The organism is Streptomyces sp. NPDC059906 (assembly GCF_042730645.1).
In the GTDB taxonomy this organism is placed as follows: Bacteria; Actinomycetota; Actinomycetes; order Streptomycetales; family Streptomycetaceae; genus Streptomyces; species Streptomyces rubrogriseus.
This window is the reverse complement of record NZ_JBHWKU010000048.1, coordinates 15,803-32,008: the sequence shown is the minus strand read 5'-3', so window position 1 is coordinate 32,008 and position 16,206 is coordinate 15,803. Positions and strand designations below refer to the sequence as shown.

The following is a 16,206-nucleotide window of genomic DNA, read 5'->3' as shown; positions in this document are numbered from 1 at the left end:
CGTGCCCGACCAGTCGACACGACACATCCGGCGTATCCGGGAGGAAGCGAGCTCGGCCAGGCTGTGGGAGACGCTCGTGAGCCTGCCTGGCCCACGCAGCAGGATTCACCACCCGCAGGCGATGGCCGACACCGATCTGCTGCTGACCGAGGCGTGGCGCAAGGCAGGGTGGTGCGTGTCGGCGCTCCCGTTCTCTCTCCAACAGGCACAGGGAATAGAGGACTTCGATGACTTCGCGGCGACCGTCTACCAAGACGTCGAGGGCGTCAACCTGGTGGCGGTAAAGGCGGGCATGGGCGACGGCGCGCTGGTGATCGGCGCTCATCACGACACCGTCCGCGACAGCCCAGGCGCCTGTGACAACGGGGCCGCCCTTGCCGCTCTTGTCGAAATCGCCCGCCTGCTCGCCCCGGTGAGCCTGCACAAGACGGTGATTCTCGCGGCCTTCGACATGGAGGAACTCGGCGTCCTCGGCTCGCCCCAGCTCGTCCCCGAGCTGGCGCGGCAGCACCGTATCGACTGCGCACTGATTCTTGAATCCATTGGCTATGCCAACCCTGCTCCCCGCAGCCAGCGCATACCGTTCGGCTTCGGTCTGCTCTTCCCCCGCCAGACCGGCAGGATCCGGCTGCGGCGGCGCCGCGCCGACTGGACCGCCGCGATCTACCGCGGCTCTGCCGCCGGTCCCATGGAGGTGCTTCGCGGCGAACTGCGGGCGGTCGCGGGACGGGACTCTGTCATCGCCCTACGGGATCCACTGGACCGCCCGGTCACCGGGCCCGTACTGCGGCGGCTGATGCCCTCGCTGAAACACCTGGCGCGCAGTGATCACGCGGCATTCTGGCAGGAGGGCCTCCCTGCAATTCAGCTGACCGACACCGCCAACTTCCGCAGCAGCCACTACCACCGTCCCTCGGACACGGTGGAGACCCTTGACCTCACGCATCTGCGCAAGATCACAGCGGCCGTGGCCACCACCGCCGTGCAGCTGGCCGGCGAGGCGTCTTCATGACCGGCTCCCGGTTCAGTGCCCTGTACTCGGCTCCCGCCCCGCACGCACCGGCACAAGCTCCGCACCTGGTGTGCGTGCCCTACGCCGGCGGCAGCGTACGGTCCTTCTGGAACTGGCCGGACGGTCTGCCCGGCGTCAAGGTGCACCTCGCCCAGCTCCCAGGGCGAGGGCGCAACGCCGCCCAGCCGCTGCCGGAGAGCATCGAGGAGGTCGCCGACGGCCTCGCCACGGCGGTATGCGCGCTCCCCGAGGGCGAGGTGGCGATATTCGGACACAGCCTCGGCGCTCTTATCGCTTTCGAGCTGGCTGTCCGAATGACCGATTCCGGTCGGCCGCCCGCCCGGCTGTTCGCCTCCGGATGCGTCGCACCGGACATCTCCAGACCGCGTCGCCATCACCTTCCCGACGAGGAGTTCCTCGTGCTGCTGCGCGGACTCGGGGCCACTCCGCGGGAGTTCTTCGAGGCGCCCGAACTGCTGGAGCTCTATCTGCCGGTGCTGCGTTGTGACTTCCGACTGGCCGAGACCTACCGCCCGGACCCCCGCACCGCAGTCGGCTGCCCCTTGGACGTACTGTCCGGGCGGCTGGACGACGCCGTGTCAACGGCGGACCTGGAGGGGTGGCATACCCGGTCCACTGGTCCTGTGGCTCGTGCCGCTTTTCCCGGCGACCACTTCTTCCTGCACCAGTGTGAACCCGCTGTCCTTCGGCATGTGGGCGCCGCACTCGCTTCCCACCGTCCCCAGCTCCAGGAAAGGGAGGAACACTCGTGAGTGCCTTGCGTCACACCATTCCGTTCGCCCTCATTGACCCGGCTGTGCACCCCGACCCGGACGCCTGCGAGGCCTGGCGCACGTTGCGCGTCGAGCACCCGGTCTGCTGGGTCGAGGCACAGGACGGCGCTCCCGGGTTCTGGGTGGTCACCCGGTACCAGGACATCGCCGCCATCTACCGGAACACCGCCCAGCTCAGCTCCGCTCAGGGCAACATGCTAGGCACACTGCTCACCGGTGGCGATTCCGCCGGGGGCAAGATGCTGGTCGTCACCGACCCGCCGCGCCACAGTGAGGTACGGCGCATTCTGCAGGGCGGTTTCTCCGCACGGGCCATGGCGACCATCGTCGACAGCGTCCGGGTGGCCACCCGGCACTTGGTCTCCTCGCTTGCCGACGCCGGCGGTGGTGACTTCGCCGAGGACGTCGCCGCGCAGATCCCACTGATCGCCATCTGCGAGTTGCTCGACGTACCCGAGGCCGACCGGACGAAGATGCTCGACCTGACCATGGCCGCCATGGGCGCGGACGGATCGGCGGCTGCCGCCGCCGATGCGGCGGCCGCACAGCGCGACATCCTCTTCTACTACGCAGGCCTGCTGCCGCAACGACGCAAGGCACCCGGCGCCGACATCGTCAGCCTGCTGGCCACTCAGGAGGTCAACGGGACCCGGCTCAGCGACGCAGAGGTGCTGCTGAACTGCTACAACATCATCATCGGCGGGGATGAGACGACCCGGCTCTCCTCGGCGGGTGCGGCACTCGCCCTGATCGAGCACCCGGACGCATGGCAGAGGCTCAGGCAGGAGGAAGACCTGCTGGACTCTGCTGTCGAAGAAGTCCTGCGCTGGACCACCCCCGCGACGCACATCGGCCGCACCGCGAAAACCGACATCACGATCCGCGACTGCGAGATCCAGGCTGGAGACATCGTCACGCTGTGGAACGTCTCGGCCAACCGCGACGAGGACGTCTTCGCCGACCCCTATCGCTTTGACATCGCCCGTAAGCCGAACAAGCACCTGACGCTGGGCCATGGTCCGCACTTCTGTCTTGGCGGCCCACTGGCCCGCATCGAACTGCGCGTGATGCTGGAGGAATTGCGCACCCAGATCGCGCACCTGGAGCTCGCCGGACCGGTCGAGCGTCTGAGGTCAAGCTTCCTCACAGGTGTCAGCCGGCTCCCTGTCCGCGTAAAGCGCTGAGTGCCCACGGATCAGAAGGGAAAAGTTCCATGTATTCACCCAAGTCGGAGGAGCTCGCACACCGGGTGCACCGCTACTACGCGCTGGTGGATGAGGGCGATACGGCGGGAGTCGTCGGGCTGTTCGCCCGGGACGCCGTATACATGCGCCCGGGATACGACCCCATTGTCGGCCGCGATGGACTTGATGCCTTCTACGGCACCCAGCGGGTTGTCGGCTCCGGATGCCACACGATCACGCGACTCGTCGTCGGCCGCCGTGACGTGGCTGTCGAGGGCGAGTTTCGTGGAAGGTTGAAAGACGGCAGCGAGGTCGACCTGCGCTTCGCCGACTTCTTCCAGATGGACGAGGACCTGCTCTTCGAGACCCGCAACACCTACTTCTTCGCTCCGATGGTGTGAGCCCGTGACGACCACAGATTCTGCTGCCGCCGATGCCGCTGATGCGCTCGGGTTCGGACAGCACTTCACCCCTCATCTCGTCAGCGGTACATGGTCGGACGAGAACGGCTGGAGCGAGCTCGCGCTGGAGCCGTACGGCCCACTGGTGGTGGACCCCGCCACGGTGGGTCTGCACTACGGGCAGGTGGTCTTCGAGGGCCTGAAGGCCTACCGGCAGCAGGACGGCCGCGTCGCGGTCTTCCGTCCGGACGAGCACGGCCGCCGGTTCGCCGCATCCGCTCGCCGTCTCGCGATGCCGGAACTGCCGGTGGACAGCTTCGTGAACGCCGTGCGCACTCTGGTCACGGCCGACTGGGAGAGCGTCCCCGAGGCCGAGGGGCAGAGCCTCTACCTGCGACCGCTGATGTTCGCCTCCGAGGCGAATCTCGCCCTGCGCCCTGCCCGCAGCTACCGCTTCGTGACGATGGCCTTCCGTGCAGGCTCGTTCTTCGACCCGTCCGCCCCTGCGGTCTCCGTGTGGGCCAGCCGCGAGTACGCACGCGCGATCCCCAACGGCACAGGCGCTGCCAAGTGCGCGGGCAACTATGGTGCGACGCTGCTGGCCCAGGCCGAAGCGGCTGAGCATGGCTGCCAGCAGGTTCTGTGGCTCGACTCCCGCGAACACCGCTGGGTCGAGGAGTTGGGCGGCATGAACCTGTTCTACGTGCGTGGCAGCGGCCCGTCGGCCAGGGTGATGACCCCACCGCTGACCGGCACCCTGCTCGCAGGGGTGACCCGTGCCTCACTTCTGACACTCGCGACCGATCTCGGCCTCGAGATCGCCGATGAGCCGATCACCCTGGACGCGCTGCGGCAAGGTTGTGAGAGTGGCGAAATCACGGAGGTCTTCGCCTGCGGCACCGCAGCCGTGGTCTCCCCGGTCGGTGAGGTGCACACCGACGACACCTCGTGGAAGGTCGGAACCGGCGGGCCGGGCCCGGTGACCGAGCGGCTCCGTCAAGTTCTGGTCGATACCTACTACGGCAGGGCGCCTGATCCGCACGGATGGCTTCTGCACGTGCCGACGCCGTAGGGCGGGAGACCTGACCGACTCGTAGAACGCTGAGGCCCGTGTCCCGCGATGTCGCGGGGCACGGGCCTCTTTGTGTTTCTGGCCTCCAAGCCGCGGCCGGATCCGCTCGAGCAGCTGGACCCGGTCCGTCTCAGGCCTCCGGGACACTGGCGGCCGCGTGTTCGCGGCGGGCAGTTGAACCGACGTGGGCCAGAGGCGTGCTCAGGCATCCTGAGGGATGGCCGACTACTCGTCTTCTGGAACTCGGCCATCGCCGGCGTACTTGTTGACGGATTTGAAGATCGCATCACGGGTGACTCCGAGAACGGACGCGATGTCGGTCTGGGCTTGTCTGGGCTCCCCTGTAGGACTGCTTGAGTTCGGCGATCTCGGTCCAGAAGGTCGTCTCAGCCTGCCGGACAGCTTTGTCACGTTGCCGCTTTGCCGCCCTGACGGCCTCTTCCAGCCTCTTCTCGGCGCCCTCAGGTCGGCTGTGTCGAGGGGTCACTGATGAACTCCATCCGCGTTGCAGGAGGGTGGACAGGCCCGCCGGCAAAGCGGATCGCGTGGTGCGTGAACTGATCAGCCAGCGGTGACGATCTGGTAGCAGCTCCCGGCTCTCACCGTTCCAGAATATGCAGAGTGGGACTATGCATCTGGAGATGATGCTCTATTCGCTCCGCGGCGTCGACCACCCGGCATGCTGCGACCCTCGCCCCTCGAGCAGACCGGGCGGCGGGCGAGTGGATCGGACGTCTTAGAGAGCATCTGATCAACATTCACGCAGATGTGGGCGGGATGTCTGTTTCGATTCGCCACGTTGGTGTGGATTCTCCGGTCAGTTCGCGGGCCATTTTGTTAGCCATCGCCCAGTGGATCATTGCCCTCGACCTCTCGGGGAGTGCTTCGTAATCCCGCGCGAGACGGCGGTGCTGCATCAGCCAGCCGAAGGTCCGCTCGATCACCCACCGCTTCGGCAGCGGCTCGAACCCCTTTGTCCGTGGCCTCTGTACCACCTCGACGTCGATGCCCAGCCGGGCGCCGTGGTTGAAGATACTGTTCTGGTAACCGCCGTCGGCCCAGACCTTGGGCACGCCGGGATGCGCTGCGGCCACCAGGACAGCCAGGACCAAGCCGAGCGTGTCGGTGATCACGTGCCGCTTGCGTCCTTTGATCTTCTTGCCGGCGTCGATGCCCTGACTGGTCTCGGCGACATTTGCCGAGGTCTTCACGCTCTGCGCGTCCACCACGGCCGCAGTGGGCTGCACACTGCGGCCATGAGACTGGCGGGTCCTGTCGCGTAACAGATCGTGGACCTGCTGGGTGGTGCCGTCGGTTTCCCACTTCGCGTAGTAGTCGTAGACGGTCTTGTACGGCGGGAAGCCGTGCGGCAGGTATTCCCACGGGATGCCGGTGCGGTTGACGTACAGGATGGCGTTGACGATCTCCCGCAGTTCGTGGACCCGGGCTGCCGTGCCCGGTCCGGTCCGTTTCGCCCTCCAGTCCGTGAAGACCTGCTCAATCAGAGCCCAGCGGGCATCAGACACATCACTGCGGTACGGACGACGAGGATTCACACCCGGTGCAACGACCGCTAACGCCGCCCGTCACAAAATCATCCCAGAACACCAACTACCCAGATCAGACGCTCTCAAGTGCCGCACCGTCTGCTGACCGACCCTGCGTTCGTCCGGGCACTGCGTGAGCGGGACTTCCCCACGGTGTTCGCCATGGCCCACGACGTGGGGATCTCCTTCAACCGGATCGCCGAAGCGTGCGCGCTGAAAGCCGAGCGGGTCAGCCAGATCGCCCGGGGTACCACATCCGTCACAGCCCTCACGACTGTCGAGCGAATCGCCGGCGGACTGCGTTCCCGGTGCCCTACTGGGGCTTGCTGCGCAACCCTGGGAGGACACCGCCGTTCACAGCCCGGAGTCCGACCAAGGAGAAGATCCGATGAAGCGCCGCAACCTGCTGCGTGGCGCGCTGGCCGCCGGCCTCACCGCACCGGCAATCGTCGCGCTCACCGCCGCCCGGACCCACGACCCACGTCGACCAGACCCTCTCCCCCGGCATTCCCCAGGACCTGGCCGACCTGGAGGCCGCCGCCGAAAGCTACGGGTACGGCTACCGCGGGCAGGCACCCACCCGCGTGCTGGCCGACCTGGTCACCGACTTCACGACCCTGCGTCCGCTCCTCACCGTCCCGCAGCCCGCCCCGGTGAGGGCCCGGCTGTGCCGGACGGCCGGGCAGATGGCCGGGATGACCGCGATCGTCCTGCACGACCTGGGCAGCCGCCGGGAATCGCGTGCCTGGTTCGCCACCGCCGCCCGTGCCGCCGCCGAATCCGGCGACCCCCAGCTGCACGCCTGGGTCCTCGCCCGCGAGGCAATGGTGCCCCTCAACTACGGCGCCCCGAAAGCGGCGGCCGACCTCGCCGACCAGGCCCGGCACGCCGCCGGCACCCGGCCGACCGCCGCCGCCGCGCTGGCGGCAGCCGTCGCCGCCCGCGCCTACGCCCTCAACCACCAGAGCGAGCACGCCCGCCAGGCGCTGACCGCCGCCGACGCCCTCATGGACCGGCTCCCCGCGTCCGAACGGTCGGACACCTGGCTGACGTACGGCGAGCAGAAGCACCACGTCCACCTCAGCCACGCCTTCACCACCCTCGGGGACACCCGCCGCGCCCAAGAGAGCCAGCAGCGCGCCCTGGAGCTGTCCGCGCCGACCAGCACCATGACGCGCACCCTGCTGACCATCGACGGCGCCGCCTGCTCCCACCACGACGGCGACACCGAGCAGGCGTGCCGCCGTACGGTCGCCGCCCTCACCGCGCTGCCCGTCGACTACCGCACCGGCCTGGTCCGCCGCCGCGCCCTGGACCTGTACGAGGCGATCCCCGCCCAGCACCACCGCGAACCCGCTGTACAGGCACTACGCGACGTCGTAGCCGGCTGACAACGACGGCTTCCACAACGGGCGGGCCAGGCCGGTCCCTCCGCAGTGACAGCAGTTCCCCTCCCCGGGGCCACTGCCCGCGCCGATGCTGCCGAGGGCGTCCCGCACGAGCCGGGTGAAACCCTCCACATGCGCCCATCGGCGCCCCCACAGTCCCGATCCTGGGTGCGCGGCACCTGGGGAAGCCTCGGCCTGGTTGCCGTAGCGGGCGGGGCCGATGCTGGTGTTCGAGCAGACTCGGCCGCCCCGGCGACCCACTCCTCCCAGCTCTCTCCCGCGGACGGCCCCTTCTTCCAGCCTTGTCCGCCGTACGGAAAGAAGATCTCTCATGAACGTCAACGACACCGCCAGCGGCGCCATCCGTGAAGAGCTCCGGCGCCGACCCGCCCGTCAGCGGCGCATCCTGTTCACCGGCGCGACCATCGTCACCATGGACCCCGACCTCGGCGTCATCGAAGGCGGCGACCTCCTCGTCGAGGGCGACACCATCACCGCCGTCGGCCGTGACCTCGCCGCGGGTGATGCCGTGGTCGTCGACGCCACCGGCACCATCCTCAGCCCTGGCTTCGTCGACACCCACCGGCACGCCTGGGAGGCGCAGCTGCGCCGGATCATGCCGGACGTCGACGACCTCGGCGGTTACGTCATGTCCACTCTGGCCGGCTACGCCACGGTCTACCGGCCCGAGGACATGTACATCGGCACCAAGCTGGCCGCCTTGACCGCGATCGACAGCGGCATCACGACCATGCTCGACTTCTCCCACAACTCCCGCACCCGAGAGCACTCCAACGCCGCCATCGAGGCCCTCGTCGACACCGGCATCCGCGGCGTGCACGCCTCCATGGGCCCGCACTTCGGCGACTGGGACCGGCAGTGGCCCGGCGACCTGGCCCGCGTCAAGGACCAGTACTTCAGCAGCGACGACCAGCTGCTTACCCTGCGCCTGGCGACGCTAGCCACCGACGAGATCGCCGGACCGGCACTCGCCTACGGTGCCGAACTTGCCCGCGTCGCCAAGGACCTGGGCATCGGAGTGAGCGTCGACGCCGTCTTCGGCACCTCCTCCTCCGAGGCAATCCTGCGCTGGGCCAAGGACGGCCTCCTCAGCCCCGACGTCACCCTCATCCACGCCACCGGACTGACCCCCGAGGCATGGAAGGCGATGGGGGACACCGGCACCACCGTGGCGCTGGCCCCCACCTCCGACGCCCAGATCGGCCTGGAGACCGCCATCCCCGCCGTCGACGAGGCCCTGTCCGTCGGCATCCGCCCCGGACTGAGCATCGACGTCGAAGTCGCCCTGGCCAGCGACTTGTTCACGCAGATGCGGACCCTGCACGCCATCCAGCGGATGCGCGCCGTCAACGCCGCCTACGGCACCGACCAGCAGCCCTCCCGCATCACCACCCACGACGTCCTCGACTTCGCCACCCTCCAGGGCGCCCACACCAACGGCCTGGCCGCCGTCACCGGCTCACTCACCCCCGGCAAGAAGGCCGACCTGCTGGTCATCCAGGCCGAGGACCTCAACAACATGCCGCTCAACGACCCGATCGGCACCGTCGTGCTGGGCTCCGACGCCCGCAACATCAGCGCCGTCCTCATCAACGGCGAGCCCCGCAAATGGAACGGCCACGTCCTCGACGTCGACCTGTCCGCCCTCCGCCGCGAGGTCCACGCCTCGCGCGAGTACGTGCTGAACACCCCGACTGCCTGAGCAGCCCCCTGCATCGTCCCCCGGCCGGGGGAACCCATCGCTCCTGGCGGTGCCATCGGCCGATCGCGTCGCGCGCAAGCACATGGGGCCGCCACCAGTCGCCCCCCTTCGATTGTTCCCATGTCCCACCCCATCACAACCCCCAGGCACACAGTCACGAGCAGCACGCCCGGCCAACCGCCGGGCTGTGCCTCGGCCGACCCGACCACCCTCCTGCTGACTGCGCTCGGCGTACTGATGGTCGGCCGATCCTCGTCTCCGGTCCGCTCTCCGACCGCTCCGCACGCGCCGTGATCAGCGCAGGACTCGTGGCCGCCACGGTATCCACCGCCGCGGTCAGCGCCGCCCCCAACCTCCCTACGGCCATCGCCCTGCGCAGCCTGCAGGGACTGACCGCTGCGACCTTCGCGCCCTCCGCGCTCTCCTACGTCGTCCACCACATCGGGCCGCGGCTCCGCGGCACTGCCCTCACCTGCATCACCTGCATCACCTGCATCACCTGCATCACTGCGACATGCTCGCCACTGCCGTCGTCATGCAGATCGGCGCTCAGGCCGTCGTGGCCGGGCTCGGCCGGCGCGCGGTCTTCTCACTCGGTTCCGCCCTGATGGCCCTGGGCCTGATTCCGATGCGCCCAGTGCTGCGGCCCACCCCGCGCCACGGCACCGGCGGCGGGCTGCTTCAGGCATTCGCGGCGATGCGACGGCTGCTGCGCCGGCCTCGGCTGAGCGCCGTGCACCTGTCCACCGTCGCCCTGATGTCCGCCTTCGTCACCCTCTACACGGCGATGGTCATCGTCGGCAGCGGATTGTCGATGAGTTTCCATCAGTGGCGCACGCTGCTGCAGATACAGCGAGCACTGCTCGAACTCAGTGAGGGCCCCTCGGTCACCGACACGGCGGTGCGGCTCGGCTGGGCGAACCCCGGCAGCTTCATCAGCGCCTTCACCGGTCTCGTCGGCCAGACGACGCCCGGGCCGCTACCGTTCCGCGGCGGGTGCAGCCCGCAGCTGAACTCTGCCCTCGGGCACCCAACTTCGGTGGCACGCCTGCTCGCTTGGCGGCATGGCCCACTACCTTCCAGGTCGCGGCACTGCGGTTTCGGCCACCACCGCGACGGCGTCCTCCGGAGTCACACTGGGTGACCTGATCGTGCAGGCGCTGAGCCGGCACAGTTCGTCCGAGGCCTTCGTGGCCGGTGACCGGCGGCTGACCCATGCGCACGTCAGGGACCTTCTTGCGCAGTACGTGGCCGCGCCGGCCCATCGGGGAGTGGAGTCCGGCGTGGGGGGCGCGATGCTCAGCCCGAACAGGCCCGAGTCGTGGATCGTCCAGGCCGCGGCGTACCTCCTGGGCGGCCACTTCACCGGGCTGCAGTCCCTGGCCTCGGTCACGAACCACATCACCGTCCGCGAGGACGCGGAGGCCACCGTGCCCAGATCCCGGGCGAGGTCGATGCCCTGCGGCGTCTGATGGTGATCCCCCGCCGCCGGCGGTCCGCCCGACGGTGAACGTCCGGCGGCTCGGCCGCTCGACCGCGGCCCGGCTACGGAGACGGATGTCGCCTGGCTGCAGTACACCGGGGGGCGACCGGCCGGCCCAAGGGCGTGATGCAGCCTCATCGGTCGATGGTGCAGATGGTCCATGCGCACATGGCGGACTTCGAGCAGCCGCATCTGCCCCGGTGCCTCGTGGCGGCTCCGCTCACCCAGGCGGCCGGGCTGGCCATCGTCCCGGTACTGCTGCGGGGCTGCACGGTCGTGATCGAGCAGGGCTTCGAGCCCGACCAGGAGCGTCCGGAGACCAGAGACCTCTCCAGCCATGAGGTCATCTGGTAATCCGCCGGACCGATGTCGCCGGCGCGTCTGGCGGAGGCCCGTGAGCGGATCGGTCCGGTCTTCTCCCAGATCTACGGGCAGACGGAGTCGGCCGGCCTCGGGACGGTCCTGAGCAAGGCCGCACACGACAGTGCGAGCCTTAAGCAACTCGTCTCCTGCGGCCGTCCCGTGGTCGGCAATCACATCCGGCTCATCGACGACGACGGCCACGACGCGGCGTTGGGCGAGGTGGGCGAGATCGCCATGCAGGGCCGCGGGGTGATGCTGGGCTGCAAGCCCCCCCCCGACGAAACGGCAGCAGCACTCGCAGGGGGACGGCTCCACACAGGGGACCTCGCCCGCCAGGACGCCGAGGGCCTGATCTACATCGTGGACCGCAAGAAGGACCCGATTGTCTCGGGCGGTTTCAACATCTACGCCAGCGAGGTCGAGGCCGTTCTGACCGCGCACCCTTCGGTGGGCTCGGCCGCCGTCATCGGTGTGCCGGACAGCCGCTGGGGCGAGCTCGTCACCGCGTTCGTGGCCCCGCGGCCGGGGCGACAGATCGACATTCCCGGGCTTCAGTCCTACGTGAAGCAGGTCAAGGCCCGATGTACGCCCCCAAGAAGGTCGACGTCGTGGACTCACTCCCCACCACGCCGGTCGGAAAGATCGACAAGAAGCGCCCTTCCCTTCCCAGGCCCCTGCCGAAAGGCGCCCAGCGTGAACGCATCGCCGACCCGACTGGAGGATGGAAAGGAAGCCCGTACGAGACCGCCGAGGACTGCGAGGCGCTGCGGGGATACTTCAAGTGGGACATGCACTTCGTCAGCGACGAGGAACAGACCGCCCGGTTTCGCCGCGCCAACCTCCGGGCGATGCTCGACTTCGCGTTCACCCACACCATGGACGCCGGTGCGCTGCACGACCAGCACGACTATGTTGAAGATCTCGACGATGCTCATCTACGGCACCGACCCGCGCGAGGCCGCCGACCACGTCACCCGGCTGGAAGTCGCCGGGCTCGACACCGTCTGGGTCGCCGAGGGGTACGGCTACGACTCGCCGACCCTGATGGGCTACCTGGCGGCCCGCACCTCAACCGTGGAGATCGGCGCGGCCCTCCTCAACGTCTACTCCGGCACCCCGACCATCCTCGCCTCGACCGCGGCCGCTCGACCGCGTGTCCGGCGGCCGTGCCGGCATCGGCCTCGGCGCCTCCAACCCGAAGATCGTCGAGGGGTGGCACGGCATGCCCTTCGCGCAGCCGACCGGCCGTATCAGGGAAACCGTCGGCATCCTCCGTGCGGTCCTAGCCGCTGAAGATCATGACCCAGCCGCTGCATCCCTCGGTTCCGCTCCACATCGCCGCGCTGGGAGCGGAATCGGTCGAAGGCGCGGAAGAGTACGCCGACGGCTGGCTGCCCTTCCTCTACTCCCCCGAGGGCGCCTCAGAGGTGTGGGGCGACGCGCTTGCTGCGGGAACCACAGAAGCGCTCGGAGGACCTCGCGCCCCTGGAAGTCGTCGCCGGCGGCATCGTCGCCATCGGCGAGGACGTGAAGGACGTCCTCGACCTCGCACGGCCGACACTCGCGCTCACCGACCTGTTCGAGGAGTCGGAGTGGGACCTTGGCCTCGGCTTCTTGCCGCGGGCGCCCATGCCTCCGATGCAGCTCGTCGGCCCGGCCTCCTACGTCCAGGAGCGAATCGAAGCCTTCCGCGCCTCCTGCGTCAGCAACCTCCAGGTGACCCCGGCCGGCGGCGACCCCGCCGCACTCGTGCGCGCAGACTCCGGGACCCGGCACATGCGAGCGGGGCGCCGGGTCCTGGGTGGCGAAGGCCGATCAACCGCGGTTGCCATACTGCTGTCATGCTCATACTCCTCGCCGTACTCGGCGTTGTCCTGTCGGTCTGCTCAGTCATGTGGGCCGCTGAGCATTCGTTGCGTCGTACACGCCGGCAGACCGGATACGGGCGGTACGCGCCGTGGGTCCACCCACGGGGCCGGCTCGCCGCACCGCTGAACTGGGTGGCCGGCAGCCGGTTGCTGCGAAGAGTGTGCGAGCCCGTCCCACCGGTGGTGTTCGTCAGCGACCTGACCGACGTCATCTACGTCAACTACGTGGTCGAGGCACACCGCCTCGCGCCCCTGGTCCCGGCCGGCCTGGAACTCCAGCGCATCGGCGAGCACGGTGACCGGGCGATGCTGACCTTCCTGAGCTACCGTCATGGGCACCTGGGGCCGGCGTTTCTCGGCCGGTGGCGGCGGCTTCTGCCCTCTCCGGTGCAGAGCAACTGGCGGATCTACGTGCGCCATCGCCGCACCGGCGCCCTAGGCGTCTACTTCATCAGCACCGCCATCGACCGCACATGGCACGCCGTCGGCGCCCGCATGGCCGCCGAGGGGCTGCCCATGCACGTTCTGGAACGGGCTTGCCTGCATACGTCGGAGGACGGCCGGATCGAACTCCTTCTCGCGCCGGGCAGAGGTACCGCACCGGATGCCGAAGCCCACCTCACGCCGCTGCCCGCGTGGCCGACCGAGGGGCCCTGGCGCTCTGCCTTCCCCGGCTACGGGCAGATGCTCGCCTACTGCGTGCCCCAGGACCGCGCCCTCTCGGTCCAGCCCTGGTATGAGAGGGTGACGCGGCAGGAGATTTCCCTTGGTATTCCTCTCGGCGACTGTACAGCCCTTTCCGGACCCGTTGTCTCCTCAGCGGCAACCGCCGTCATCGGGGATGCCGAACCCTTCGCCTTCCTGGTACCGCGCGTCAGGTTGCGCTTCGAGAGCGAACAACGTGACTCGGTCTGAGCGAACGACAGCCACCCCAGCGACTCGCCTCCTCCACCACATGTGGCCGACGGTCCGCTCTGCGGGCTGGCTCCGGTGCGGTCCGGTGCGGTGCGGTCCGCGCAGCTGAACTCTGGCCGAAGCGCCGCCCAACACCGGGGCCTTGGCGCTCTTCTTCGGGCACCGTCTCCCACATGGCCTCTCCGCCCCGGCGCTTGACGCTGCGAGAGGAGTTCAGCCGATGCCCTGCTCGCGGACCTGGAGGTCTGGACGCCCGGGCCGGAGCCCGTTGGTCTGCGCCGATGGCTTCGGCACCGCCGCCGGGAAGCGCCGGCACTGCACAGGGAAGCTCTGACCGAGCTCGGCCTCCTGCTCAAGCCGACCTCGCGCCAGTGGCTCGAATGGTCCTGGCGCAGGGGCGTGCTGGACTCCGTGCCCGACGAATGGGAGTTCCCTAGCCCGGCGACCGGGCCTTTCCGCTGGTGCGGTCGTCGTGCCGCGACGAGGCACCGCCCTGCGGGACCACATTCGCGGTACCCGCCCGCCGGTCAGACGATGTCGTCTCGGCGGTCCTGAGGGCGCGGCCGACGATCTGCTCACCCTCGCTGTATCCGTGGACGTCGGCCCTACGGAGTCCGGTTGACCTCGATGCCGTGGCGTCAGGGAAGGGGCCGGCCGTGATCACTGTGGTGGCCATCGGCGACAGATCGCCCGACTCCGCTCCCGACCCGCTCGGCGTGGACCCCACGGCATCCGGACAGCAGGAGACGGTGAACCCTCGGCACCATCGCGGACAGCACGGCGGCTTCCTACGCCCGCGGGCGCAGACGTCAGTCCGGCCCAGCCGGGGCCGCGACCGTGATGCGGGCAGCGGCACGGCCTGGAAGACGGTCTCAGGGTCCGTAGGCGTGTGCGGTCTGGTCGGCGTCGTCGGATGCGAGCAGGTTGGCGTAGCCGCCCGGCAGCGCGTGGGGGGCCATGAGGTGTGCTGCCCCGGTTGCCGAATGCCGTGGCGGTGGCGGTGGCGGTGGCGGTGGCGGGCACCCTGGTCGCGGCACCGTGCAGACTGAGCGCCGACAGCGGCGAGGTCAGTGTGCGTCCGCCGGTGACCACGGCATCGCGTATCGCGGGAGTCGGACCTCCGTGTCCTGATCTCGGCATGGCGGCCAACGGGGAACGCAGCGTTCATTGCCGCCAGTGAGTCGGCGAGCGTGGGGGGGACCGGTCTGCGCCGTCAGCGGGCTGCCGAGGCGGGTGAGTGGTGCCGTGGCCCGTTCGCCCGCGGCCGCGTCACCGCACCGGGTGGGCGCGACGAAGAGCAGCGGCGCCCCGTCCGGCCTGGCGACTAGGCCGGTCGGCCCGACAGCAGCGGGCCGTAGCCACCGCCGAGAGCCAGGCCCGCCATTCCCGACCGTGCCGAGGGCGCATGCCCGACAGGTCCAGGGTCGGACCGCCGTCGGCCAACGCGCGCTCCCGGTCCAGCCATGGCCTCCGCCGCGTACGGACAGCGGTACACCCGCCTCGTGCGCGGCGCGCACGTCGGCAGCGCGCAGTCGAGCGACGCGCCCGTCGTCGCCGAGTCGCTCGAACGCCAACTCCGGCGAATGCGCGAGCCCATGGGGCCGGCCACGTGCAGGTGGGCGGCCAGGCGACTCGGGCGGCGTGGGGGTGCGGGGGGCTGGTTCTCCGCGCTCGGCGCGCCGTTCACCCACCGGCCGCCTGGTGCTGCCCGGGACGTACGCCGGCCAACTCCGAGGCCGAAGGGGAGCGTGGGTCCACCGCGTCGGCGCCGCGCTCGGTGATCTCCGCCCAGAAGGCGATGGCCAGCCGCTCGAACCGCAGCCCGTAGGCCAGCGCGGCGGCCTGGGGAGTCGCGAGGCGTGCGCCGGACCCGGTGGTGTCCGGTGCGGGCGTGTCCGGGCCTGCGGCCGCGGTGAGGATCGCCTCGTACTCGGCGAGCTTGCGGCGGTGTGCCTCCAGTTGCTGCGCGGCGAGCCGGCGCACCTGCGCCGCGCCGGACGGGCCGTCCTGCTGGAAGAACAGCCGCAGCAGACCTTCGTCGCGGATCTGCGTGCCGTGGTCCGCCGGGCCGGTGAGCCACCGGGCGAGTACGTCCCGTCCCGCCTGGGTGATCGACAGCGTCCGGCGACGACGGCCGGCGCCCTCCCGTTCTTCGAGGGCGAGTCCGTGGCGCACGAGCCGGGCCGCCTCGGCGTAGATCTGGGACCGCGGGAAGTCCCAGAAGTATCCGATGCTTCCCTGGATCTCACGATCGAGCGCGTACGGCGTCGCGGAACCCGACTGTTCCAGAAGGCCGAGCACAACGTAGGCGCTAGCGGGGAGCGTTGGCATCTCATATCCCGATCCGGACGGTCTGCATCTCAGCGTTGCGGGGCCCGGCTCCGAAGCCGGACCATCTGAACAGTACAGGCTGCACGGTCACATCCGACGGTCGGAGTCATCGATGACCCACAAAG

The 16,206-nt window shown here is 69.4% G+C and carries 16 protein-coding genes and 1 pseudogene; 14 read left to right on the top strand and 3 right to left on the bottom strand.

Annotated elements, in window-relative coordinates; genetic code table 11:
- Position 1: 1 nt before the first annotated feature.
- From ACFV9J_RS38275 to ACFV9J_RS38255, 5 genes are read left to right on the top strand one after another with little or no spacing between them, the layout of a single operon-like run.
- Positions 2-1,012 carry a M28 family peptidase gene (locus tag ACFV9J_RS38275; protein WP_385362487.1) on the top strand — a complete coding sequence of 337 codons (1,011 nt, stop codon included), beginning with the start codon at positions 2-4 and terminating at the stop codon, positions 1,010-1,012.
- Complete coding sequence (locus ACFV9J_RS38270; RefSeq protein ID WP_385362485.1) at positions 1,009-1,785, top strand: thioesterase II family protein; 777 nt, start codon at positions 1,009-1,011, stop codon at positions 1,783-1,785. The genes ACFV9J_RS38275 and ACFV9J_RS38270 overlap by 4 nt, the downstream gene beginning before the upstream one ends.
- Positions 1,782-2,990 (top strand): cytochrome P450, encoded by a 1,209-nt coding sequence (locus ACFV9J_RS38265; RefSeq protein ID WP_385362483.1) that lies wholly within the window; start codon positions 1,782-1,784, stop codon positions 2,988-2,990. Before ACFV9J_RS38270 ends, ACFV9J_RS38265 begins: the two co-directional genes overlap by 4 nt.
- 29 nt (positions 2,991-3,019) lie before the next feature.
- Positions 3,020-3,391, top strand: coding sequence for a nuclear transport factor 2 family protein (locus tag ACFV9J_RS38260; RefSeq protein WP_385362481.1), 372 nt, complete (start codon positions 3,020-3,022; stop codon positions 3,389-3,391).
- 4 nt (positions 3,392-3,395) lie between these two features.
- A complete protein-coding gene (locus ACFV9J_RS38255; RefSeq protein WP_385362479.1) occupies positions 3,396-4,463 on the top strand; it encodes a branched-chain amino acid aminotransferase in 1,068 nt (355 codons plus the stop codon).
- Between the two features lie 758 nt (positions 4,464-5,221).
- On the opposite strand, the gene ACFV9J_RS38250 is transcribed toward ACFV9J_RS38255, so the two are convergent.
- Complete coding sequence (locus tag ACFV9J_RS38250) at positions 5,222-6,019, bottom strand: IS5 family transposase (protein WP_385362477.1); 798 nt, start codon at positions 6,017-6,019, stop codon at positions 5,222-5,224.
- Positions 6,020-6,420: 401 nt separating this feature from the next.
- Between ACFV9J_RS38250 and ACFV9J_RS38245 the strand changes: the two genes are divergently transcribed.
- The 6 genes and pseudogenes from ACFV9J_RS38245 to ACFV9J_RS38220 form a co-directional block, all read left to right on the top strand.
- Positions 6,421-7,401, top strand: coding sequence for a hypothetical protein (locus ACFV9J_RS38245; protein ID WP_385362475.1), 981 nt, complete (start codon positions 6,421-6,423; stop codon positions 7,399-7,401).
- 328 nt (positions 7,402-7,729) lie between these two features.
- Positions 7,730-9,121 (top strand): amidohydrolase family protein, encoded by a 1,392-nt coding sequence (locus ACFV9J_RS38240; RefSeq protein ID WP_385362473.1) that lies wholly within the window; start codon positions 7,730-7,732, stop codon positions 9,119-9,121.
- Complete coding sequence (locus ACFV9J_RS38235; RefSeq protein WP_385362472.1) at positions 9,028-9,729, top strand: MFS transporter; 702 nt, start codon at positions 9,028-9,030, stop codon at positions 9,727-9,729. Before ACFV9J_RS38240 ends, ACFV9J_RS38235 begins: the two co-directional genes overlap by 94 nt.
- Positions 9,636-10,265: a hypothetical protein gene (locus ACFV9J_RS38230; protein ID WP_385362470.1), complete on the top strand. Its 630-nt coding sequence runs from the start codon at positions 9,636-9,638 to the stop codon at positions 10,263-10,265. Before ACFV9J_RS38235 ends, ACFV9J_RS38230 begins: the two co-directional genes overlap by 94 nt.
- A gap of 7 nt (positions 10,266-10,272) precedes the next feature.
- A complete protein-coding gene (locus tag ACFV9J_RS38225) occupies positions 10,273-10,593 on the top strand; it encodes a hypothetical protein (protein ID WP_385362468.1) in 321 nt (106 codons plus the stop codon).
- Between the two features lie 92 nt (positions 10,594-10,685).
- Positions 10,686-11,495, top strand: a pseudogene (locus ACFV9J_RS38220) (AMP-binding protein); the annotation flags it as partial.
- Between the two features lie 86 nt (positions 11,496-11,581).
- On the opposite strand, the gene ACFV9J_RS38215 reads toward ACFV9J_RS38220, so the two are convergent.
- Positions 11,582-11,902, bottom strand: coding sequence for a hypothetical protein (locus tag ACFV9J_RS38215; protein WP_385362513.1), 321 nt, complete (start codon positions 11,900-11,902; stop codon positions 11,582-11,584).
- Between ACFV9J_RS38215 and ACFV9J_RS38210 the strand changes: the two genes are divergently transcribed.
- The 3 genes from ACFV9J_RS38210 to ACFV9J_RS38200 all read left to right on the top strand — a co-directional run bounded on the left by ACFV9J_RS38210 (position 11,895) and on the right by ACFV9J_RS38200 (position 13,750).
- Entirely contained in the window at positions 11,895-12,260 is a 366-nt protein-coding gene (locus ACFV9J_RS38210) for an LLM class flavin-dependent oxidoreductase (protein ID WP_385362511.1), read from the top strand. The genes ACFV9J_RS38215 and ACFV9J_RS38210 overlap by 8 nt on opposite strands.
- Positions 12,142-12,498: a hypothetical protein gene (locus tag ACFV9J_RS38205; protein WP_385362509.1), complete on the top strand. Its 357-nt coding sequence runs from the start codon at positions 12,142-12,144 to the stop codon at positions 12,496-12,498. The genes ACFV9J_RS38210 and ACFV9J_RS38205 overlap by 119 nt, the downstream gene beginning before the upstream one ends.
- A gap of 310 nt (positions 12,499-12,808) precedes the next feature.
- Positions 12,809-13,750: a DUF2071 domain-containing protein gene (locus tag ACFV9J_RS38200; RefSeq protein ID WP_385362466.1), complete on the top strand. Its 942-nt coding sequence runs from the start codon at positions 12,809-12,811 to the stop codon at positions 13,748-13,750.
- A gap of 1,683 nt (positions 13,751-15,433) precedes the next feature.
- Here the strand turns inward: ACFV9J_RS38200 and ACFV9J_RS38195 are convergent.
- Positions 15,434-16,051 carry a helix-turn-helix transcriptional regulator gene (locus ACFV9J_RS38195; RefSeq protein ID WP_385362464.1) on the bottom strand — a complete coding sequence of 206 codons (618 nt, stop codon included), beginning with the start codon at positions 16,049-16,051 and terminating at the stop codon, positions 15,434-15,436.
- Positions 16,052-16,206: the final 155 nt, after the last annotated feature.

Excerpts from the sequence above, each read along its gene's own strand:
- ACFV9J_RS38215 (WP_385362513.1), bottom strand. The coding sequence starts at position 11,902 with ATGAGCATCGTCGAGATCTTCAACATAGTCGTGCTGGTCGTGCAGCGC.
- ACFV9J_RS38200 (WP_385362466.1), top strand. The coding sequence starts at position 12,809 with ATGCTCATACTCCTCGCCGTACTCGGCGTTGTCCTGTCGGTCTGCTCA.
- ACFV9J_RS38210 (WP_385362511.1), top strand. The coding sequence starts at position 11,895 with ATGCTCATCTACGGCACCGACCCGCGCGAGGCCGCCGACCACGTCACC.
- ACFV9J_RS38230 (WP_385362470.1), top strand. The coding sequence starts at position 9,636 with ATGCTCGCCACTGCCGTCGTCATGCAGATCGGCGCTCAGGCCGTCGTG.
- ACFV9J_RS38235 (WP_385362472.1), top strand. The coding sequence starts at position 9,028 with ATGGAACGGCCACGTCCTCGACGTCGACCTGTCCGCCCTCCGCCGCGA.
- ACFV9J_RS38260 (WP_385362481.1), top strand. The coding sequence starts at position 3,020 with ATGTATTCACCCAAGTCGGAGGAGCTCGCACACCGGGTGCACCGCTAC.
- ACFV9J_RS38270 (WP_385362485.1), top strand. The coding sequence starts at position 1,009 with ATGACCGGCTCCCGGTTCAGTGCCCTGTACTCGGCTCCCGCCCCGCAC.
- ACFV9J_RS38240 (WP_385362473.1), top strand. The coding sequence starts at position 7,730 with ATGAACGTCAACGACACCGCCAGCGGCGCCATCCGTGAAGAGCTCCGG.